We start from the raw sequence: 22,703 nt of genomic DNA, 5'->3' as shown, positions 1-22,703 counted from the left end.
CTCCTTTCTAAATTATATTTGCTCACTAAGTAGTTTTCTAAAGAAATTACTTGCCTCCCCTTGGGGTGCTATCTGATTAATTAAGTACGCAATATCTCTATACTCATCATTTTTATAATTTACTAAAAACTCTATCGCAGTTGCTGATTCTTTCGAATAAGCACTCCATTCTAATATATTTTTCGCATAGTTTTCAGCCATATTGAAATTTTTTTGTCTTACAGCTAGTTTTAGCATATATTCACAATATGAACGAAAATCACTAGCACCTAATGAAAGATAATCTTTTTCGCACAAACCAAAATTCGATAGAATATTATCTGCTTTTTCTTCGTACCCTAAATACTCTAAATTAAGTAATAACTTTAACTTATCCACATAAGTTTGATTAAAAGCTTCCTTTTGCATTTCTTTATAGAGCGATGTTGGTATATTCTCTCTGTTTATCACATAATTATCAATAATTAATACGTCAGCCTCGGTTAACAGAAATTGCCTTACTGCATCATTTGGGCTCTCTACTAACGGTTCACCCAATACATTAAAAGATGTATTAATTACTGCTTCAATACCTGTTATTTCCCCAAATTCTCTTATAAGCTTATAATAGTTAGGTTGTAGATTTGGATTAACCACTTGAAATCTGACTGTATCATCTTTATGTTTAATCTCATCTAAACTATTATTTTTCACTTTACCCACAGCCAGCATATATGGCTTTAAGGAAGTAGCAACATTATCAGTATAAAGTAATTTTTCAATACCTTTTTCAGTTCCACTAATACCAAACGGCCTAAAATGCTCTCTAAGCTTAATTTTAGAATTTAGTATTTTGGTTATTCCATTCATCAAAGGGTTTGCTAATATACTCCTCGCACCTAATGCCCGAGGTCCCCACTCACTTTGTCCTTGAAACCAGCAAATAATTTTATTATTTAATAATAAGTCTACAGCTATAGTTATGGGATTAGTTTTTTCAACATATCCATCTAGATTGTAATTTTTTAAACTCAGCATAATATCATCAATTTTATATTTTTTTCCTAGAAATGGATTAAATTCCATGGGTACATCTAATTGATTTTTGAGTACTTTATGCCAACCATATAAAGCCAGTCCAATTGCATTACCATCATCAGTTGCCGCAGGGTGCACAAAGATGTCCTCCCACCCGATATCTAATAATTTTCCATTAGCAGTACAATTCAAAGCTACTCCACCAGCATAGCATAAACATTTTGCACTAGTACGCTCTAATAAATCAGTAGATAAATATAAGATAGCCCTTTCAAGTTCTTCCTGAGCTTTATATGCTAAATCATATGCTAGGGTTGTATCCCAATGAATTGCAATATATTTTTTTAGCAGTCCATCTATATGAGTTACCAAATAATCTTCCATACCTTTTCTAATAGGAAGAATATTTGACAAAAAATTATCAATTCTTGTTAGCGAAATATAAGTGTCTCCATTTATGAGAGTTATTAATTCTGGCCATTCTTCACGTTTATTCCCATAAGGAGCTAATCCCATAAGTTTACCAGCAGCAGGGGTCCCTGCTTCACTTAAACCAATCAGTGAGGCAAAAATATCATAAAACATTCCTAAAGAAATATCTTCTTTATTACCGAAATATTTTCTTACTTCTTGGATTTCTCCTGAGGTATAATGATATAAGGAACATTTTTCGAAATTTCCATTTAAATGATGACCTTGCTCATCTATGACAAGTATTGCGGCCTCTTTGAAAGGTGCTGTCCCGATAGCACTATATGCATGAGCTAGATGATGACCAGGCAAAGGAATTTCAACTACTTTTGTAGAGTCTATAGGGAAATAAGATAGGAAATCATTTTTACAAGAATTTATTGATCTTCCACATACAACTAAATCTAGTTCATCCAAAGATATATTAGCTTCTTGCAGTACATATGTAATTGAAGCCAACGGAGGAATAACTATACTTCTAGGATTGTTCTCATAGAATCCTTCGGACTTCTTCCTTCTATCTAGTCTCTCTTCTGAAATTGCAACTAAAACCTCTCCGTTTTTCAATAAACAAGCGGACCTATCATGATTTGACATATTTACTCCGAGAATATATACATGATTACTTTTCATCGTCTTCCTCCTATACCATCTACCATTTGGGTGCCACTAATTGAATTAAAAAGATATCTAAGCTCTTTTTTATTTTGAAACCTTACAGAAGTTTTGATTCCAGAGTGTTCTCTTGCTTGCTTAGCCTCTATAATGATTAGTTGGCTCATTAAATAAGCCGTAAATATTTGATTCCTATTCAGTTTATCGGTAGAGTATGTGGGATATCCTCCTGACTCCTGCATATAATCATAATCTTCAACAATATTTAAATTATATTTCTCTGGATTCATGGCATACTCTGTTCCCGGATGTGGACAGTATACATAAGTATTTATATTATCCACTATTCCTGTACTTAACAAATTAAAAATTGTAGTCAAAGAAGTTAATAAGGAATCAATATCTTCTTCTGGCGTACCAATAATCCATTCTAAGTGAACTTTTAACCCTTTATCCCTAGCTAATTCAATGGCATGTAAAACTGTATCTAACTTTTGCCCCTTCCCCATTTTTTTTAAAATATTATCATTTGCATTGTCTAAACCAAAATATACTCTATTTGTTATGGGTAATAATAATTGAGCTATCTCAGAACTCATTAAAGAGGAGTGTGTATACAATCCTTCTAAGAAAATTCCATTCTCTTTGAATATATTTGTTACTTTTTTCACATGTTCAATATCTTTTGTAAAGATTTCATCTTCTAAAAATGAGATTGTAGCTATTTCTCCTAAAGATCTTTTCAATCTTTTAATTTCTTTATCTATCCTTTCAGGTGATTTCTTTCTATAATTTAACCAGTTGGGAACCCCACTGCAGAATCTACACCTGAATTTGCAACCTAAAGTTGTTCTGATACTAAATGGGATGTTTTTAGGCTTAATACCTGTTAAATCCTCATATATTTCAAATGTATGTTCCAACAATTCATATGCTGGTAAAGCCATATTTTCTAAATCCATTACCATTGCAGGAACTGGAACTTTATTTACATTATTTTTAGTTAATAAAGAATTAAATTTTTTATCAGCTGCTCCTAATCCGTTAATTAATATTTCTGCAGCAATATCCCCTATCACTTCTTCCGGCTCACCAATTATTGAAAAATCAAGTTCTGGAACTATTTTATATAATTTTTCCTTAAGAACTGTGGCCATTCTTCCAGTAACCCCAACAATTACTCTAGGATTAATATCTCGTAGAATACGAGATATAGTTCTAATTCCATACACAGAAGCTGTGCTTCTACTTGGTATAAAATTATCTGCACTAAAAACAACCATTTTAGAAGGGTTGTTTTTTAATAATTCGTATAATTTCGGGTAGTCAGTTTCCTCGTTGTAACCATTAAAAAGATTAATTAATGGAAAATAATTTACTCCCAGACCTTTACTTTGTATTGCTCCAGCAACAAGTAACGGGGGAGAATCAATAGGTTCTATAAAAGGGTATAGTGAGGATACAGCGTTTCTGAAAACAGCTCTTCGGAATGGTGCCAATACTAATACATCTCTATACTCCGGAATTTTGTTTATCAAAGTTTAACCACTCCTCATTCCAAATTTCAAGTGAAACACCTGCTTTGTTTAAATTTAATAAGACTTCCTTAACCATTTTATAGTTTTGTAAAATCTCATTTTCACCAGTTAATGTAGCAAGTATTTTTAAACCCTCGTTAGGGCTGCTAGTTGTAACAATATCTAATATCCTTGCAGCATCTTCATTACAAGTAATTAATGCGCTTCCAAATCGAATCTCACAACCAAACTGATCCCTATAAATCCTAATGGCATTGCAACTATTTCCAATTATCTTCATGTTATACATTTATTACTTCTCTCCCCTTAACCAGTGGACATGTATAATCCTCAGCCAAAATGTTACCAATACCTGCAAAGGCTCTAGATCTAGAACCTCCACCACACATTTCTTTAATTCCACATTTATTACACATTCCTCGTATTAGTTCTATATCCAAATCTTTAAAGCTTCTTAATACCTCGCTACCATTCCAAATATTTCGAATATTTTCTTCCCTCAAATTCCCACACAATAATTCATCTTCCCCAATCAAAAGTATTGATGGATATACATCGCCATTTGATGAAATAGATAACTCTGCTACTCCCGCGATATCCCCAACACTTCTATCTTTTCGATACTCTTTCTCCTGTAATGGACTTCGGTAATTCCAAACATCTTCGCCTGATTTAATATCTATATTCCCTTGAATAAATGGTAAATAAAACTCCCAGGCAGCAGGAACTGAAATCTGCATTTTATTATACTTACCTTTTAACTTTTCTCTGGTTACTGCTGTGAAATAACTACTCCAAAGATCATAAGGTAACTCAAACTTTTCTAAGTGCTCTTTACCATACCCTCCTGGGAAAAATTTAATTCCAACCAAAGCATGTGCACCTAAATCGTTTACTAACTCATATGTTGGTATCCAATCTTCAATTGTGGCTTTAGTTAAAGTGAAGTTAACAGATGTATTAAATCCGGCTTTCACCATATCCTTGATACTTTTCACAACTTTTTCAAATAAGGGAACAGGATTGAAATTAGGATTGTTAACCTGCTTTCTTAATATACTATAATTTTCAGCAGTGGATCCGTCTAAGCTAATATTAACGTTTAAGTTCGGACATTTTTCCTTTAATAATTTAATGTTTCGTTCCGTAAAAAACAATCCATTTGATATAACAGATACCTGCCATCCTGGAAATGAACATGCATGTGAAAGAATATCAATAATATCTCTTCTAATAAAAGGCTCTCCACCAGCAAAAGCAATCCTTAGAACACCCATAGAATAAATTTCAGTTATAACATCTAAAATTTCTTCTGTCTTAAGTTCATTATCTAATTTTGGTCCTGAAGAACTGTGACAGTGAGAACAAGCTAAATTACACCCATTAGTCAAATTGAAATCTACATGAACAGGTCCTCTAAATTTCATAATATTTCTCCTTCTTTAAAATATAAAGGCAGGCTTTATAAAATTAATAAAGTACCTACCTTTATATTTAAGAATTTTTATTATTAACTAAGTATAAATCTTATTCATTTTCATTATCTTTTACTAATTTCAGCTTTAATTGCATTTTTCACTTGTTCTAGAACATCCTGAGGAATATCTACCGCTTTCCCTTGATTTGTTGCTTCAACAATTGAACCTGGGTTCGTACGATTCCATTGCATGGATCCTACTTGTGTTACCTCAAAAGCTGGCTTGAATTTTTTCATAATATTTCACCTCCTTTCAATTCAGATTTACTACCAAGAAACTTCATCAACATCTTTTTCTTTTTCATCTCTTAATGAAGGGGCTGCAATAGTATAAATAATTATTATTAAAGAAATTACAGTTACAAAAATCATTAATTCAGTTAAGTCAAATATATCTAAACCCGCACCTAGGGTTAACAATGCAATTTGTCCAATACCTGTTTCTACAATTCTTTTAAAAGAAAAAAATCTCCCGTGAAATTCACTCTCAATTTGTCGTTGATATAAAGTAGCTGTTAATGGCATAAATATCCCACAAGATAAACCAAATAGGAAGAATGAGATAAAAGGTATAATTATTGCAGATGAAAAAATCAATAAAAATTCAGAGATAAACATTAGCACACAAGATAGGATTATAAAATTTATAATATCCTTTTTTTTCACTAAAGACTTCACTAAAAACCCTGTTAATATCATACTTAAACCTTCAACTGTATATAATAAACCTTTAATTGAGGGATCACTTTGAATATTGCTGACTTCTATTACTATTAGGTTAAATCCTGAAATGAAACTAAAAGGTATAATCGATAAAACTAACGATTTAAACACTAGAGGATTTGATTTAATAATTGGGAATACTTCTTTGAATGCAAATTTCTTTTTTCCACTTTTACTAACTACTTTTTTTGGTTCTTCAAATTTTAAAAAGAATGTACTTATTAGCAGTATTGAATAGGCTATTAAACTATATGTATATATTTCTTTTAAAGAGATTAATAAAAGTAAAACACCTGCTAGTGCAGTACCTATAATTCTTGCAAAGGTCATTACATTCATTTGAATGGCATTTGCTTCTATTAAGGATTTTTCCTCTTTTGCGATTAAGGGGATTATTGATTGAACTCCTGGAAAATAAAATGATGAAGCTATGCCTATTAAAAACATAGATACCAGCATCCAAATTACAGAATTTAAATTTACAGCCATTAACATAAATAAGACCGCAAAAATTCGAACTACTCCTGATAGAATAAGTACAAACTTTTTATTTAACGAGTCAATAAGGGTACCTGCCCACGGGCCAAAAATGAAACCAGTTGCTATACCTATTATTAATATGAGTGACTGATTGAAACTGGATTCTACATTCTTCTGAAGAAATTCTAAATTCCCTATAAGTCCCAGCCACATCCCAAGCTCTGCACCAAGTACTCCAAACATAAGTATCCACAAATTTTTATTATTTCTCATTTAATTAGCTCCTTTAAGCCGAATGATATTACTAAGGATGTTTTATGAACTCTAGCAAATCTTTAGTGGTAATCAATCTATAATATAGTAAATATTGTATGCAATTCCCAAAAATATGTCAATGAATTATCTAAATTATCTGATTATTTTTTTAAAATAATAAAGCGTTTAGATCTTATCCCAACACTAATATCTTTTAAGTGGAAATGCCCTGCTTGCGATACACATCATAATAAGCATATTAACGCAGTACTGAATTTTAGAAATTATAATGAAAGAAGTAGAATTTATTTATACAGAATTTGCTATGCTAATATCTTAAAATATATATTTCCTCTAAAATTCAACAATTGATTGAGTAAATTAAAAAGGACATTTTATAAATGATATTATGCAATATATATTCAATTCATATATTTTACGTAATACGAAACGTATGTTACAATATCTTCTTCATCACTAATTAACTAGGGCTTTTATATATTTAGAAAACCATCGTAGAGAAAATCACGATGGTTTTCTTATATTTTATTTTATCATTTTCCGATATTAGGTGTTGGTTTGGAATAAAGATTAATCAAAAAGCGTGGGTTTAATTTTCTATTGTTTGCTTTACTAAAGGTAAATCATAAAATGTGTCACAGTGTATAAATTTTATATATTGTTCAATTATGCCTATTTGAGTCAATTTATCTCTAAAATTTTCAATATCATTCTCACTGTAATAATAAACATGCCATTCTGTATTTTCATTAACTCGTTCCTTAACTTCTTTAAAATATGGCAAATCCACATTAGGATTATAAAATCACTAATTTTCGAAGAATTCCTCGAGCTCTCTAGATAAGACATTCTTCCTATAGTTATTTACTAACTCAGGAAGAGTTGATTGTATAAATAACCAAAATGATTCAACATGCGCTGCTACAATTTGATTACCTTTAGAATGTACACAATCGTTTCTCAAAGTCCTCCAATATTCCATTTGATTAATTATCGATTCGCTAAATTCAAAATAACCACTATGTAATTTTCCTGTAGTAATTAAGTCGAATACTTTTCTTTCCCAGAATTCATCGTATGAAATTTCATCTGTTTTCTTCTTCAATTCCCTACCATACCCAATGGGAACATATGAACTTTCTAATGCTCTGTACTTCACTATACTTAAAAAAAATAAATATGACATGATATACGCTGATCTATAAGCTCCTGCTTTATAACATAATATTCCCTCTTCAATAAGACTCATAGCAGCTTCCGGAAATTCTATTTCACTAATAAACTTTTCAATCTCTAATTTCACTTTCTTTTCTCCTTTAACTTTTTCATCATCTGAAGAACGTTTATATGAATTTCCTTTTATAAAAATATTAGGAATAGATGATACTAATATGACGACTCATCTTTTAGCTCTTCGAGATATACATCCCTAACTAATTTACAGAAACCTATATATTCCCCGAAATAATCGCTAAATTGCTTTATAAATCCTTCTCTTTCTTCAATATGATGACACCATATAGACATACTCCCCATCAATTCGCCTATCTCCCTTTTAATTCCTTTTAATTCATCGGGCGATATACCTTGCGGGTAATCATTAAACCACTCCAACCAATCCGCAATTAGCTCCTCCACAGGGGATATTCCAGATTCTGAGCAGAAATTAAACTGCCTTTTTCCTCCTGTGATAAATGTGTCTAAATCATTTAAAATTAGACGAATTATATAGGAAGTACTCACATTTCCGATACTATGTTTCATTTGTTCTCCTCCTTTTCATTTTTTTCTTTCAATGAAATATGTTTGTTATACCATTTATTTATTTTTCCTTTGTAATACTTTTCGACTTCGTAATCCGGAATCCAAATTTCACGATTATAGATTTTACTCATAACACTTTCTAAAACATCCTCATGTTCTCTCGGTTTCAATCTACGGTTATGAACCTTAATCTTCTCTATATAAGCCTCTCTCAGCCAATTTGATATGGTTTCACGCTGTTTTTGCTTTAGGTCAGACCATTTCCTTATTAGTTTGTAGTAATTGTCCCTTAGAATTCCTTGTGTGATTCTTCATCGAACGCTACCTCCCCTAATTTATTTTTACTCACTTTTTATTTGAACCGCAAACACAGCGCATTCCAAATCGAGTCACAGCATATGTCGTGCCAATTTTACGGATTGAGCCTTTTGGGAAATCATTTATTCTTTTACGTAATGTTGATGATTTAATTCCCCACTCTTCTATTGCATCCGTACTACTCATAATTTCGTTATCCAATAGATTAAGCTCTCCCCATTCTACATCTTCAAAATTAAATCCGTCCATCTCTAACTGCTGCAGCATGTCTCTTTCGTCCCCTTTTACCGCAAACAAATTATGATCCCCCCCCCCGCTGGATTTCTTCTAACACTTCTACATTTAGATACTCATTGTCAGTTACCTCGAACGTACTATTCTCAGATATATAATAATAGTTACCTTCTTTTACTTTGAATATAGCCTTACTCCATACACCATCTGCATTAGTACCCTCAAAAATTCTTTCTGCTTATATATTTATTAATTCTTCTATTACGCAAATGTGATAATTAAACTCACTTCAACTATATTACGTTTTTGTGAATTAAATGTAAGTCAGTTATTTTAAATTAACTGTTTTTTCTGAATTCTATTGAAAAATAAATTTAAAACTGTTAAATAAAATATAGATTTCGCTATAATGGTAATATATAACATTAGTAGACTTCTATAGGATGGGGGAATAAATAATGATTGTTTCAACTAAGGGAAACAATGAAATTACAAAGCTACTAAACGATTGGTATCTTGAAATCCGCTCAAGACGTATAGGTAATGCTCATCAATTAAAAGAAATAATTGATACTAAGATTCATAGTATTGAAGAGGATCAGAATTTATTGCTCTACTACTCACTACTAGATTTTAGATATCAATTTGTAATTGATAATTTAAGCGTTTCAAAAAGCAGTTTTGACAAAGTTGAGGCTTTTGATATGCCTACAGATAATTTCTTAGCTTATTATTATCACTTTTTCAAAGGAATTCATGCCTCTACTATTGGAGAATATCAAATCGCAAAAGAGAGTTATGAAAATGCAGAAAAACTTTTAGACTGCATTCCTGATGAATTGGAAAAAGCGGAATTTTATTATAAAGTTGGAGCTTTCCATTATGATATATATCAAGGGCTTTTATCTTATAAAAAAGTATCAGAGGCAAGGGAAATCTTTGCTCAACATGCTGGGTATGAAATTAATGTCGCTTTTTGTGATAACCTTATAGGCTTAGCTTGTACTCATTTGAGAGAATGGGAACTCGCTGAAGAATATTTCACGAAAGCAATGGATATGTTCCAAAAAATAAACGAAGAGCAATTTATTTTAATGGTTCGTCAAAATTTAGGGTTAATGTATGCTACTCAAAACCTTTCGCCATTAGCTATTAGATATCTTTCAGAAGTAAATCAAAAAATGCCTAACAATTATAAAGCACTATTTATTGAGGCAAGAGAACATATGAAAGAAGGAAATCACTCCGTTGCAAAAGATCTCATAGTAAAAGGACATTCCATTTGTGAAGAGGTTGCAAATATAGAGTATCTGCACCATTTTAAAATATTAGATGCAATGAATGGAGATTTTCCTGCCGAAGCACTTGAAAGGACAGTGTTAGAAGGCGTATCATATTTTAAAGAGCAAGAACTTTTTGAATACATCAAAGAGTATGAAGAATATCTTGCTACTGCATTTTATAAAGAAAATAACCATGTTAAAGCAAGCTGTTATTTCTATTCATGTTCTCAAGCAGGAAAAAAAGCTTTTGAGAAGGAGGCATTAAAATGAAAAAGACAATTCTCGGTTTAGCTGGTGTAATTACTATTTTTACTTTAATGTTTGGTGCCCAATCCCCTACAGAAACACAAAAAGCTATTGATGTTATTCAATATGCACACGGAAATCATGGTGGATAATAAATAAACAAAAGTCTTCACTTTATGGTGAAGGCTTTTGTTTTATACGAAATTGCTCCGAATAAGAATCATAAAAACATCATTTAAAAATCTTTATATAATACAAAAATGATACTATTAAACTATTCCTTTTGCATCCATAAGAAGGATTTAAAAAGATTAGAACATTTAAAGAGAGGCGGAAACTATTAATGCATACACAAGAAGATTTTTACACAAAATTAATAGAGGAAAAAAGATTAGTAACGATATTTTTATTAAACGGAATAAGGGTGCCAGGGATAATTATCGCTGTTGATAAATTTTCAGTGCTAGTTTCCAGTCATGGAAAGCAACAGTTCATTTACAAACAGGCTATTTCAACAGTTTCTTTATGAATACCAGTTTAAAATCCAATTTGAATTACGTTTATTTTTGCAGTAGTGTAAAATAAAAAAGGAATCCTCAGTACAAGGATTCACCCCAGGAAATATGCATAAATAAAAAGAATTAAGTTTATTATAATATAAAAGTAAACGAAACATATTGAGAAAAAATAAGATTGAAGTTTGATAGAAAAGAATAATATTTGCTAAACTAAATGTGCAAAAATATATGCAAAATCACAAATAAAATAAGGGCAGCCATATCAGGCTGCCCTTATTTTATTTTTAATCTCATAATCTGCTATTTAGTTTGAGCTAATTATAAACCTAGTACACTAACAATCTGACATGCTTTTGAATTTACAATATGATAATACATCTCTAATCCCCTTCTTTCCGAACGAAGAATCTTCCCACGCATTTTAGATAAATGCTGAGATACGGTAGATTGAGGAATATCTAATAGCTCCGTTAATTGTGTTACATTACAAATCTTGCGGTGTTCTAGCTCCTTCACGATTTGTAACCTAACTGGATGGGCCATAATCTTTAATAATTCTACATCCGCCTCTGGGATTTTGTGCATTTCATTACTTGCTTGAATAGTTGTCATTTTAAATTCTCCTTTTTAGTTTCTTTTTTTATTTTCAGTTATAAGTATTTTGTGTTTGTATGAGTATATCGATTATAATCGCTGTGTTATTTGTTCTTTTGTCTCTTTATCTGGTTTAATATATAAAAGTATTATGATGGCTAAAAATCCAACAAAAGATAGCATAGGAATCGAGATGAAACCAAACAAATTCAAATAATCTTCTGTACAAGAAACACCTACTGAACATATCTTCATTTCACTTGTTGGAAAAGCCTGAATCGTAATTTGATAGACAGATATTATTAATCCAATACATGCAAATGGAAATGCATATATACTTACATTAGGATCTTTCCTATACATTCCTATACCCAATATTAATACTAATGGATACATGGCCATCCTTTGATACCAGCACAAATTACATGGAGGCAGCTTCATCCATTCACTAAAAATTAAACTTATAAGCATTGCGCTAGTAGCTATCGTCCAAGCAATTGCAATGTGATACTTTTGAATGATCGACATCTTATTTTCGCCTCACGTGTTTTTTTAAAATGCAAAACATTTGCTAATATATGACTAGTTTATTTCCGTGTTTCGAGTACCCTGTTTCAATAGAAAGTATCCAATCGTTGATATCTTCCCAGTCGTATCCCCTCTCTTTTAATTCTAGAGGGAAAAGATTTTCAAAATCACCACGCATTTCGTACATTGTTTCTAATGCTTTTTCTAGCGGACCAAATCTATATACCATGTGTGTATGTATTTTTTTGTTTTTCTTTTCTGCTACAACTAAATATACATACCGTCTTTCTTTCGCTAAAACAAACTTCAAAAATCCAGGTACTTGACTCACCTTTCACACTCCTTTTTGGTTTTCCTTACCTAGCTTAAAAAGATATGAGTAAGGAAAACTATTGAGTTTTAATTTACTGATTTAATAAATGTCCCGTTTTTTTGCTTTGAAAATACAAGAAAACGCTCATCGTCACAATATTTATTACACCAGCTGCAGCACCGATTTTGGAGATAACATACACATATTCATTATTACTAAATGGTAATAGGCTCGCGAAAATAAATAAAATTGAAATGATAAAGGATAAGAGCATATTTCTTTTGTTTTCATCCATTCAAAAAACCTCCATTTTACAAAAATATTTGTATTGCAATGGATTAGGGTGCTAAGCTGCATCATTACGGTTATAATGCCGTTTCTTTTCATTTACAAACCCTTTAATGCTCCACACTCCTGCCATTGCTTCTTTTGCTTCTTTTTCTGCCTCAAGCATTTCGGGTAGTAATGTAGTATTAGGTTTAGAAATATAGGCTACAATCCCATAACCCGACTTGGCCATTAATTCATTGATGTGTATACCATTACAAAATATATAAGCCAATTTCCTACCGTACTTGTCTTCTTTTGGTCCTTGATCATAAACCAAGGTTACACTTTTCCCATCTAGCTGTTTCTTTAAAAAGGAAGAAGCTTCTTTTCCCATTTTTTGTGGTGGGATTTTTTGAGATACAGACTCAGGGGTATCTAATAACAGTAACCTTACCGTCTGTTTCTGCCCCTTTACGTTTACGTCTATCGTATCTCCGTCTTTTATATGTAATACCTTCCCTTTAACGGTCTCTAAGCCTTTTAATTTCCCCTTATAAGCTTCTGGAATATCAACAATACCTTTCCCTTCTACGTGCCGTTGTATTCCGTTTTGTACTGCTTGGGCAGGTCTCGAATCAATTTTTGTTTGCGCGGAACTGCTGCATGCTGACATTTGAATTACGAATGATGTTATACAAATAGCTTTAATCCATATTTTCATATCGAAATTTCTTCCTCCTACTTAAAATACGAAAATAGCTGTGTCTAATAAACAAACGGACTTTCCAATGTATTTACTTCTCGATAATTACAACATAGGCAAAACTGTATCCATTTTGGATAATCATTATATAGTTCTCTAAATGAACGTTTCTTACAATTCGGGCATATCGACGCCATGCTTTTTTCATTCTCTTCCTGACTTTTCAATTTTTCAAAAGATACATTAGTAGATGTTATATTACTGGTACACAATATATATCCCCCTTTTGAGTCTTGAAATCTTAAAAATACATAAAAAAGGACACACCTATGGCATATGTATGCGTAGGTGTGTCCTTTTGCAAGATAGTTTTAGAAGTATTTTGTTACTTTCATCATATCATAGTTCTTATTAATTTTATATATGAAATTTAAGATTTTGCGATATTATTTCTTCTTCTCATTTATAAACGTAAGTCTCTTCTGTGCGGAGTCATATGTTAATTTTGCACCGAATAATTCCCCCGTTTTTTTTGATTTAAATCCTTGAATTGTATCAGTCATATTCTTTTCTAGTAATTTCTTAATTTGATTAGCTGTAATTTTTTTTTCGAGTATCATTCCTGAAATGATGAAATCACAGTCCTTCTTGTATTGTTCACATAGATAGTTTGTTTTCCCTATTATAACCCTACTCTGGCATAATGGACATTTACCTACTGTACGATCAGCCGTTGTTGGACGTTCAAAACAAATTCTAAGGTCCTCCTTTAATCGGATAGCTGCAGTGAATTCTCCGTAATCTCCTTTAAAACCATGAATAAAGTCTGTAACACGATTCTTCAATAATTTCTTAATCTGGCTATCAGATAATTTCTTTCCTTTAATTTTAGCGAATATTGCAAAATTACATCCACTTTGATAATCTGAACACCCAAAAAACGTATCACGTTTTAAAATGTGTCCATTTTGACATTTTGGACAACGTCCGAGTGATAATTCTTCAACTGTAGGCAAATTAAAGCTTACTTCACCATTTATAAATGCTAGATAAGCAGAAAACTCTTTGCCATTTGATTTAAATCCTTTTATAACATCCGTTTTATTCTCTTCAAACAGTTTTTTAACTTGTGCTGCAGGAATTGTTTTTTCCTTTATTCTTTTGGGGAATCCAACGTTACAGTTTGGATGGTTACTACACCCGAAAAATTTCCCTCTATCTAAAATTATTCCATTTCCACAAGGGCATTTGCATACTTCTATTTGTTGCTTCCAGTTCTCTATTAAATTGTACGAAACCGCGTCAGGGATTTTTATAATTTCTTGCGTTATTTTTTGTATAAATTCATTGGTTTGTACAATGAATTCTTTATAACTCATCTCATTCTTTTCAATGCGATATATCATCCCTTCCATTTCAGCTGTGTATAATGGATCTTTGACTTGCGAGACAGGAAATTGCTCAATAAAGGAACGGCCAATTGGAGTCGTTGTAATTTTCCCTTTTTCAATGGCTATATAGTTTTTCTCGTGTAGAGCTGGAATAAAGGTCGCTTCGGTCGCAACGGTTCCAATTCTTTTCCCTTTCATTAATTCTTTTAAATGTTCATCGTCAATTTTCCGTCCTGCTGTTTCCATGAAAGTCAGAATTGAGCTTTCTGTGTGTAGAGCTGGTTTCTTTGTTTTGGATTCCTGTAACTCAAAATCGCAGATTTGAAGTTCCTGTCCTTTTTGCATGATAGGAATTTTAAATACTTCCACACTTTCTTCCTCTACTTCCTCTTGAAACACTTCTAGAAACCCTTTTTCTCGAAGTACACTTTCTTTTGTTTGATAGATATTTCCCATCGCGTCAATAAGCGATACTTCTCTTACCAGGTATACTGCAGGACGCATGAAATTACCCACAAAACGTTTTACCACGAGGCTATATAGTTGTTTTTCAATCTCTGGACGACCTTCCTCTTGATATTGTTTAGTCGTCGGTATAATAGCAAAATGACTTGATACAAGCTCATCGTTGAATGTTTTATGTTTCACATCAATTGCTTCAATATCTACGGATTGTACCAGTAAAGAATACTGACTCTTAGCTAGTGCCTGCATAACACCTTTTACACGCTCTACTTGCTCTGTAGGCAAATGCCTAGAAGATGAACGAGGATATGTAATAAACCCTTCTTCATACAAGTTCTGAATATGTTTTTTTACAGTTTCAGCATTAATTTGCAATTGCGCATGGGCATCTTTATACAGATCTGTTAAGTTATATAGCAATTTAGGATTTTTCTTCCTGGTTCCCTCTTTAAATTCTTCTACTACAAGATATTGCCCTTTCAAATTTTCTCCCAAACTTCTTAATGGCGATGGGTTTAACACTTGATCTTCTGTTTTCATAACCGGTGTAAGTCCTAAATCTGTTATTAGCTGCAGATGATAATAAGATTGCTCTCTATAGTTTTCAATTGCTAATTCGCGTTGGCGTATCTCATTTAATAAACACATTTGTACACGGCCAGATGACAATAAGAATTTATTTTGTGCTAATTTTGTGGTACATCCCCTGGTTATATTCATCCCTAATAGATAATCCAGATACTGCCTTGCTTTAGCAGAATACGCCAGTCCATCGTATTTAGATGCGCTTTCTAATCGATTGAGAGCTGCTTCAAGTTCTGCAGCTTCAAAAGAGGATTTAAATACGCGAGATTGCTTTTTATTCACACCTGCATATTCGTACACTTCCCTATAGATTAACTCTCCCTCTCGGTCCGCGTCACATACGTTCACCGCATGGTCAACATCAGGACGTTGCAGTAGTTTAACAAGGATTTGTAATTGTTCAGCATTTTCTTGTATCACTTTATAAGCTGGCTGATAAATTAAAGGTAAATGTTCTAACTTAAACATTTTATACTCTGGATCCATCTCTTCCGGATTTTTTAGTTCCAGCAAATGTCCACGGCACCAACTGACAATATAATGATCATTTTCATAATAACCATAATAAGGCTTGCTACCAATGTACTTTTGTGAGTGACGGAATCGTGGCGATTTCATAATTTCATTGGCCACTTTTGATTTTTCTGCAATAAATAATGTTTTCCCCATAACTTTTTCCTCCTTAAACAAAAAAAGGACACACCTACGCTATGGTTATGCGTAGGTGTGTCCTTTTGCAATATGATTTTTTCAGTATTGGATTACTTATATAATAACATTTACTCTATTTATATACAAATCGAATCAAAGTTCAATGAGACTCCTATATATCTATCGTGTTGTTTAAACTTCGCAATGATTTTGTGAAGTGCCGAGCGTCTCCCCAATTTCAATACATCTATTGTTTTGTTTTAACAAGGAATAGAAAGGAGCAAAATATATTGTGGGTAATAATTTCAATACATCTATTGTTATGTTTTAACCAGTTTCTCTTATCGCCTTATAAAAACAATACATATTTCAATACATCTATTGTTATGTTTTAACGAAATACTGAGACGAATGAATTATCTGTCGCTATACAATTTCAATACATCTATTGTTATGTTTTAACGAAATACTGAGACGAATGAATTATCTGTCGCTATACAATTTCAATACATCTATTGTTATGTTTTAACCCCAATAATATATGGATGATTAACAATGAATTTTGCGATGACCCCTTGTATATCAACAATATTCTGCTTTTTTACCAGCAAATTAATGTATTATGTAACGGTCTTTGTGTTACACCCTTCAAAGCATCCAAAATGCTTATGTATCAATGTTTTTTTAACATTCGATACTACCTTATGGAGCGTTGACACTTGGTAAATTCACCTTGTATTACTTCTCCATTTATGGCGTGGAAATTCACCAAAAATTTAATAATTTACACTCTTGCAACCAGGGTTTCTTAATGATTTGTTATCTTTTTAAATACATCTATTGTTCTGTTTTAACGATTGACGACATTGTTCAATAGTTGTAATCTTGTTTGATTTCAATACATCTATTGTTCTGTTTTAACAATCCACATAGCATACGGTGTCATATAATGACTTAAATTTCAATACATCTATTGTTATGTTTTAACGGATAATGGCCGTTATCACATTGTAGAGGTGGATCAATTTCAATACATCTATTGTTATGTTTTAACCCCGATAATAGATAGATGATTAATAACGAATATTGTGACAATCCCTTGTATATCAACAACATCCTGCTTTTTTACCAGCAAATTAATGTATTATGTAACGGTCTTTGTGTTACACCCTTCAAAGCATTCAAGATGCCTATGTATCAATGTTTTTTAACATTCGATACTACCTTATGGAGCGTATACACCTGGTAAATTTACCGTGTATCACTTCTCCATTTATGGCGTGGAAATCCGCCAAACTACTACCTACTACCTTATTTAATTAATATTTTCCATCTGCTCTATATACTGTTCTTTATATTTTGTTAAATTTAATTTTTCTTGTAACTTCAATTGTTTTTGTATTACCTTCTCAATATTGTACACAGAAATGTTTTTGGCAGCATTGTAGTCTGCATGAACTTTAAAACTACATTGCTGACATTCAAAGGTAGATTGATTTTGCCGATTATTTTTATGGATATACCCACATTCACTACATCGTTGACTTGTATAGGATGGGTCAATTTTCACCACTTTAATCCCATATTGATTTGCCTGATTCTTGATTTTTTCCTGCAAATCAAAATACGTCCAATTTTTTAGGAATGTTTGTTCTTTACTTATTCCTTGTAAATCCTCTAATTGTATAGTGCCACAATTATATTTTAAGCACTGTTGCACTATATAATTGGCATACTTATGATTCGTAGCATTTCTAAACTTGGCTATTTTATCATTTAGTACTTCAATTGGTTTAATTCGTTTTTTACGGCCTTTCCCTATCCTATTTCCACTACAATACTTACCTTGGCGTAATAAACTTATACGTCTATGCTCAATTTTTTTTCGAAAAGCCTCAATTTCTTCACCACTAATTCCCCCTCTTACCAAACCTTTATTAAACGCAAAATAGAGAACATTTATTTTCCCCATATCTATGCCCATAATTAAATCTTCATCAAATTTAAGTTCTTCTTTTATATTTGACTTATAAGTAATAGATAAATACCATTTCTTTTTATGTTTATGGAGCATGCAAGCGCCTTTGGCATATGTACTATCAATTATTCTATCTAAAATTACCTTCATACTATTTTGTTTTCTTGTCGATAATTTCACTAAAATTTTACCATTGGGTAAATCGTTTTCTTTTATAAATTTTGATGAAAAAAGAGATACGCTTGCGATATAATCACCACTCTTTTCTTTTATTATCTGAATAGAGTTTCCATGAATATCAATTGGTAAATTGTTTCGGAATGAAGGAATGGACATCTCACCACTCCAAATTTCTTTTTTTCTACTATTCCAGGTCTTAATTGTCTTCTGTAGAGTAGTGGACATATTGGCTTTATTAATATCTTGATATTCTTCTTTTAACTGATCATAAATATATCCACTTATGGTTTTTTGAGTACACCCATATAATTGTTGGGCACTTGGATATTGGCCAGTATCCTTAAAGTGCTTCAATGATTGATTATCATATTCCCACAATTTTTGTATAGTTCTATTCCCAATAGTTCTAAAATGATATGAAAGTGTACGTAAATATATTTCAAACGTCTTCCATTCTATATTTACAGGACAGACTATTTGGTATTTCATGACTTTTACAACTGTACTCAAATAGGTCACCTCACTGTTATATTGCTCATTATCGCAATATAACCGTTTAGTTTCAAATTTATACTAGATAAGAAAGATGTATCAATACTTGCTATAATTGATTTACTTATAAATTAACGAGGAGAAAAAGAAGTATGAAAAAATTAAACCCTTTAGATAATACAATTATTGAACACTTAGCTTGTTTGGAAATAAATAAATGCATACTACAACCCCCTTTTCATTTACAAAGTAATGTACAGTGGAATGACAAAGGACTTTCCTTTGATGGAGATATTAACATTTATACAAATAAAATTAAGAAAACAGATTTTATAGGCACCGTACCAATACAAATAAAAGGTACAACTAAATTTAAGAAGATCAAAAAGCAGCAGAAAATTGCTCATTCAATAAGTAAAGAAGATTTAGATGTATACTACAAGAATGATAATGGGGTACTATTTTTTGTAGTTACTATTCACCCTGAAACATATGTAAGTCAAGCGTATTATAAAACTCTAGCTCCATTAGATTTAAAGAAACTATTAGATGAGATAGAATTAACTGGACAAAAATCTATAACAGTTAATTTTAAAAAACTAGAATATGGAGAGTTAGAGAATATCTGTAAATCTTTTCTGAACTCATTGGAAAAACAGTCAAAAAGATTTATAGAAGATGCTAAAAACATAGCATTCTCACAATACAAAATTGAATATGGACATGTTCAAAATAATGTTTTAGTAGATTTATTTGAAGAACAAGCATATGTATATGGTGTATTAAATGATGTAGACTTTCCAATAGATATATTTCAACTACAAGAAATGCGCAAAGAAACAGATGAAATAGTAACAATAGGTAATGAAACACTCCGTATAAAATCTGTATTAAAAATAAGTAAAGAAATTATTTGTCTTACAATTGAAAATTCTTTAACATTTGAATTTAGTAAAAAATTTGTTGATGGCAAATTAAGATTAATAAACGGTAAGGTGCATTTAAGTAAATTAAAAACTCTCGGATCCTATGTAAAAAGCTTAAAGTTACTTAAATATCTATTAACATATAATAAAATTCCTTTATCCTCTTTCGAAATTGACACTACATTAAATGAGAAGGAAACTTTTAAAGATATTGATGAAAATATAAAGATCCATGAAGAACTTATTCAAATATGCAAACAGATAGGAATTAGTGAGGACTATATTTTTGATGAGAAGGAAAATCTATTCATCCTTTTTAATAAAATTATTAATATATTTAAAAATAAGCAATATGATTTAATTAATTTTACTCCTCCTTTAGATAAAAACAGTATGGTATTTTGTAACATTGAACTCTCTGATTACGTGATGGTAACATTGTTATTTGATGGCTATACTGCTATCGACTTTTTCAGTGTTAAAGCAATTAAAACAATGGGTGCATTCCTTCCTAAAGATGGGCATGTTATTGATTATGATGATGCTAATTGGAGGGAGAAAATTTGGAAAGTAAGTCTATATCTTAATCAGAGTATTGAGAATATGGAAAGAGCTGCAAACTTTAAATATGAAATTCTAGAACTTTCTTTTCAAGATGAACACCATGATATTGATTCACTTAATAGTATAGATACCCATCTAAAATATATTAGCTATTTTGATGAATATTCTGACGAAAAATATTTAAAAATTGCACAAGATCTTATCCAAAGATACCTATTAAAGAATCCTAAGGATATCATACAAAAAATTAATCTGTATCAAATTAATCTTAGACTAGGTAATGAGCTATCAGATGATGAAATTAACGATATCTTGACCATCCAAGAAAACGCTCAAAATAAAAATGATAAAATTTTAGACTATGCTTGTGAAGTTTTATTACAAAATAGGTTAAAATCCAAAAGATTATATGAATCTCTAAAAAAAGATGAACAAGATACAATTAAAATGTATCCTATATACCATTTATATAAAAATTTAATTTCAATTTAAATTTGCTCGAACATCTTCGTGAACTACTCACCACATAGCAAACACTTGAAGTATGAGTCTCCTGAAAGGTAAGTACTTTTACTAGGGCGAGGATATTAATAGTGAATCATTGCTAACTACATTACTTAACCATTAAAAAAACATTAAGCTAACTATTTTGATTAGGTATAAAAAAGGCTCCATCAATGATATTATCCCCTTTAGGTAGACAGTGTGAAAAAGACCATGTATACACATGGATGTTACACTATTACGTGGAGGGGATTTTTCATGGCGAAAAAAGGTACAACATTTAATACATACTCAAATGAGATAAAGTTATCAGCTGTTCAAAGTTATTTAAACGGTGAGGGAAGCTACGATATGATAGCGAAAAAATATCAGATTAGAAGCTCTACACAACTTAAAAATTGGGTGAAAAAATATAAAGAACGTGGTGAAATTACAGATACTCGCGGGGAAAATAATAAAACGAAAGGTATACCGAACCCTTTAAAAGGCAAACGGATCCATTTTAAAACTGTTGAAGAAGAGCGTGATTACTATAAGGCTCAGGTTGAATATTTAAAAAAGCAGTATCCAAATCTGTAAATGGGGGCGTACTAAAATATAAAGAACGATATCATATCATTGAATTACTAAAGAGAAAATATCCTGTTATATGGCTTACTAAATTTGCGGGTGTACATCGCTCAAGTTACTATAAGTGGGTTCATACAAAAAGTATGAACAACATGCGACTAGAATCCGATAAACGATTAAAAAAGGTAATTCAATCTATTCACGTAAAGCACAAAGAATATGGATATCCACGTATGAAAATCGCTTTAGAAGAAGAGGGATATTTTATAAATCACAAAAAGGTATATCGATTAATGAGTGAGCTTAACATTCAGTCTATTATTCGAAAGAAGCGTCGCTTCTTTAAAGGGAATTATTCTAATACTTTTCCAAATGTTTTAAACCGTGAATTCAAAGATCGCCAACAAAATGAAGCGCTTGTTACAGACATTACCTACCTACGATTTCAAGAGGGCTTCCGCTATCTTTCTGTTGTACAAGATATTTATAATAACGAAGTTGTTTCTTGGAAAATTTCCAAGCGTAATGATAATGAACTTGTATTAGATACAATTGAAATGTTGGCACAAAAAAGAGATGTGCGTGGAACCATTCTCCATTCAGATCAGGGGTTCCAGTACACATCTCATGCCTACAACAAACGACTTTTAGATTTAGGTATCATTGGCAGCCACTCTCGCAAAGGAAACTGCCATGATAATGCCTGTATCGAGTCATTTTTCTCCCATTTTAAATCGGAGATGTTGTATTTGAATCATTTTAAAACAGAAGCGGATTTAATACAAGCAATTGAAGAATATATTTACTTTTATAACTATAAACGTTTCCAAAAACGACTCAACCATCGAGCTCCGATAGAATATCGAATCTCGATGGCTGCTTAGTCTTTTTAATGCTGTCTACTTGACAGGGATAAGACCAATCAACTGGGCCTTTTTTATATGTTAAGATAAATGTTCACAACTATTTATTTACTCTTTTCACAAAATCTTTTTGATCTCCTTTTAACTTGTAATACTTCATGTTAAG

General features: G+C 31.5%; 21 protein-coding genes and 2 pseudogenes. 6 read left to right on the top strand and 17 right to left on the bottom strand.

Going from position 1 to position 22,703, the window contains the following annotated elements:
• Positions 1-12: 12 nt before the first annotated feature.
• The 10 genes and pseudogenes from J0835_RS28140 to J0835_RS28095 form a co-directional block, all read right to left on the bottom strand.
• Positions 13-2,121 carry a carbamoyltransferase C-terminal domain-containing protein gene (locus tag J0835_RS28140; protein ID WP_042512105.1) on the bottom strand — a complete coding sequence of 703 codons (2,109 nt, stop codon included), beginning with the start codon at positions 2,119-2,121 and terminating at the stop codon, positions 13-15.
• Complete coding sequence (locus tag J0835_RS28135; RefSeq protein ID WP_061529248.1) at positions 2,118-3,641, bottom strand: B12-binding domain-containing radical SAM protein; 1,524 nt, start codon at positions 3,639-3,641, stop codon at positions 2,118-2,120. The genes J0835_RS28140 and J0835_RS28135 overlap by 4 nt, the downstream gene beginning before the upstream one ends.
• Positions 3,616-3,930 carry a hypothetical protein gene (locus tag J0835_RS28130; RefSeq protein WP_042512108.1) on the bottom strand — a complete coding sequence of 105 codons (315 nt, stop codon included), beginning with the start codon at positions 3,928-3,930 and terminating at the stop codon, positions 3,616-3,618. The genes J0835_RS28135 and J0835_RS28130 overlap by 26 nt, the downstream gene beginning before the upstream one ends.
• Positions 3,923-5,068, bottom strand: a complete 1,146-nt coding sequence (locus J0835_RS28125) for a radical SAM/SPASM domain-containing protein (RefSeq protein WP_042512109.1) — start codon at positions 5,066-5,068, stop codon at positions 3,923-3,925. The genes J0835_RS28130 and J0835_RS28125 overlap by 8 nt, the downstream gene beginning before the upstream one ends.
• A gap of 113 nt (positions 5,069-5,181) precedes the next feature.
• Entirely contained in the window at positions 5,182-5,355 is a 174-nt protein-coding gene (locus tag J0835_RS28120) for a hypothetical protein (protein WP_154696215.1), read from the bottom strand.
• Positions 5,356-5,385: 30 nt separating this feature from the next.
• Positions 5,386-6,594: an MFS transporter gene (locus J0835_RS28115; protein ID WP_052494312.1), complete on the bottom strand. Its 1,209-nt coding sequence runs from the start codon at positions 6,592-6,594 to the stop codon at positions 5,386-5,388.
• A gap of 811 nt (positions 6,595-7,405) precedes the next feature.
• Positions 7,406-7,900 (bottom strand): hypothetical protein, encoded by a 495-nt coding sequence (locus J0835_RS28110; RefSeq protein ID WP_042512110.1) that lies wholly within the window; start codon positions 7,898-7,900, stop codon positions 7,406-7,408.
• Between the two features lie 83 nt (positions 7,901-7,983).
• Positions 7,984-8,361 (bottom strand): hypothetical protein, encoded by a 378-nt coding sequence (locus J0835_RS28105; protein ID WP_042512111.1) that lies wholly within the window; start codon positions 8,359-8,361, stop codon positions 7,984-7,986.
• Positions 8,358-8,676 (bottom strand): annotated as a pseudogene (locus J0835_RS28100) (transposase). Before J0835_RS28100 ends, J0835_RS28105 begins: the two are co-directional and overlap by 4 nt.
• Positions 8,677-8,706: 30 nt before the next feature.
• Positions 8,707-9,142, bottom strand: a pseudogene (locus J0835_RS28095) (helix-turn-helix domain-containing protein).
• 229 nt (positions 9,143-9,371) lie between these two features.
• Between J0835_RS28095 and J0835_RS28090 the strand changes: the two are divergent.
• The 3 genes from J0835_RS28090 to hfq all read left to right on the top strand — a co-directional run bounded on the left by J0835_RS28090 (position 9,372) and on the right by hfq (position 10,971).
• Complete coding sequence (locus J0835_RS28090; RefSeq protein ID WP_042512112.1) at positions 9,372-10,466, top strand: Rap family tetratricopeptide repeat protein; 1,095 nt, start codon at positions 9,372-9,374, stop codon at positions 10,464-10,466.
• Positions 10,463-10,594: a hypothetical protein gene (locus J0835_RS28085; RefSeq protein ID WP_000751014.1), complete on the top strand. Its 132-nt coding sequence runs from the start codon at positions 10,463-10,465 to the stop codon at positions 10,592-10,594. The genes J0835_RS28090 and J0835_RS28085 overlap by 4 nt, the downstream gene beginning before the upstream one ends.
• A gap of 191 nt (positions 10,595-10,785) precedes the next feature.
• Complete coding sequence (gene hfq / locus J0835_RS28080; RefSeq protein WP_042512113.1) at positions 10,786-10,971, top strand: RNA chaperone Hfq; 186 nt, start codon at positions 10,786-10,788, stop codon at positions 10,969-10,971.
• Positions 10,972-11,278: 307 nt separating this feature from the next.
• On the opposite strand, the gene J0835_RS28075 is transcribed toward hfq, so the two are convergent.
• The 7 genes from J0835_RS28075 to J0835_RS28045 all read right to left on the bottom strand — a co-directional run bounded on the left by J0835_RS28075 (position 11,279) and on the right by J0835_RS28045 (position 19,137).
• The gene (locus J0835_RS28075; RefSeq protein WP_000207868.1) at positions 11,279-11,572 is read right to left on the bottom strand and encodes an ArsR/SmtB family transcription factor; all 294 of its coding nucleotides are present in this window, start codon (positions 11,570-11,572) and stop codon (positions 11,279-11,281) included.
• Between the two features lie 72 nt (positions 11,573-11,644).
• Positions 11,645-12,082: a disulfide oxidoreductase gene (locus J0835_RS28070; protein WP_042512114.1), complete on the bottom strand. Its 438-nt coding sequence runs from the start codon at positions 12,080-12,082 to the stop codon at positions 11,645-11,647.
• Between the two features lie 43 nt (positions 12,083-12,125).
• Positions 12,126-12,413, bottom strand: coding sequence for a hypothetical protein (locus tag J0835_RS28065; RefSeq protein ID WP_000084559.1), 288 nt, complete (start codon positions 12,411-12,413; stop codon positions 12,126-12,128).
• Between the two features lie 73 nt (positions 12,414-12,486).
• Complete coding sequence (locus J0835_RS28060; RefSeq protein WP_042512115.1) at positions 12,487-12,690, bottom strand: hypothetical protein; 204 nt, start codon at positions 12,688-12,690, stop codon at positions 12,487-12,489.
• A gap of 51 nt (positions 12,691-12,741) precedes the next feature.
• Entirely contained in the window at positions 12,742-13,386 is a 645-nt protein-coding gene (locus tag J0835_RS28055; protein ID WP_042512116.1) for a thermonuclease family protein, read from the bottom strand.
• Positions 13,387-13,814: 428 nt separating this feature from the next.
• Entirely contained in the window at positions 13,815-16,478 is a 2,664-nt protein-coding gene (locus J0835_RS28050) for a type IA DNA topoisomerase (protein ID WP_333728190.1), read from the bottom strand.
• 1,297 nt (positions 16,479-17,775) lie between these two features.
• Positions 17,776-19,137 carry an RNA-guided endonuclease TnpB family protein gene (locus tag J0835_RS28045; protein WP_002073819.1) on the bottom strand — a complete coding sequence of 454 codons (1,362 nt, stop codon included), beginning with the start codon at positions 19,135-19,137 and terminating at the stop codon, positions 17,776-17,778.
• 125 nt (positions 19,138-19,262) lie between these two features.
• Between J0835_RS28045 and J0835_RS28040 the strand changes: the two genes are divergently transcribed.
• From J0835_RS28040 to J0835_RS28030, 3 genes are all read left to right on the top strand, one after another.
• Positions 19,263-21,092 carry a DUF4365 domain-containing protein gene (locus tag J0835_RS28040; protein ID WP_000735890.1) on the top strand — a complete coding sequence of 610 codons (1,830 nt, stop codon included), beginning with the start codon at positions 19,263-19,265 and terminating at the stop codon, positions 21,090-21,092.
• Between the two features lie 270 nt (positions 21,093-21,362).
• Entirely contained in the window at positions 21,363-21,683 is a 321-nt protein-coding gene (locus J0835_RS28035; protein ID WP_001074673.1) for a helix-turn-helix domain-containing protein, read from the top strand.
• On the top strand, positions 21,653-22,558 hold the full coding sequence (locus J0835_RS28030) for an IS3 family transposase (RefSeq protein ID WP_113712782.1): 906 nt from the start codon (positions 21,653-21,655) through the stop codon (positions 22,556-22,558). Before J0835_RS28035 ends, J0835_RS28030 begins: the two co-directional genes overlap by 31 nt.
• Positions 22,559-22,703: the final 145 nt, after the last annotated feature.

The organism is Bacillus cereus group sp. Sample62 (assembly GCF_036851315.1).
GTDB classification, from domain to species: Bacteria; Bacillota; Bacilli; order Bacillales; family Bacillaceae_G; genus Bacillus_A; species Bacillus_A wiedmannii.
Note: the sequence above shows the minus strand (reverse complement) of the source record. Positions and strands in the feature narration are given on the sequence as shown.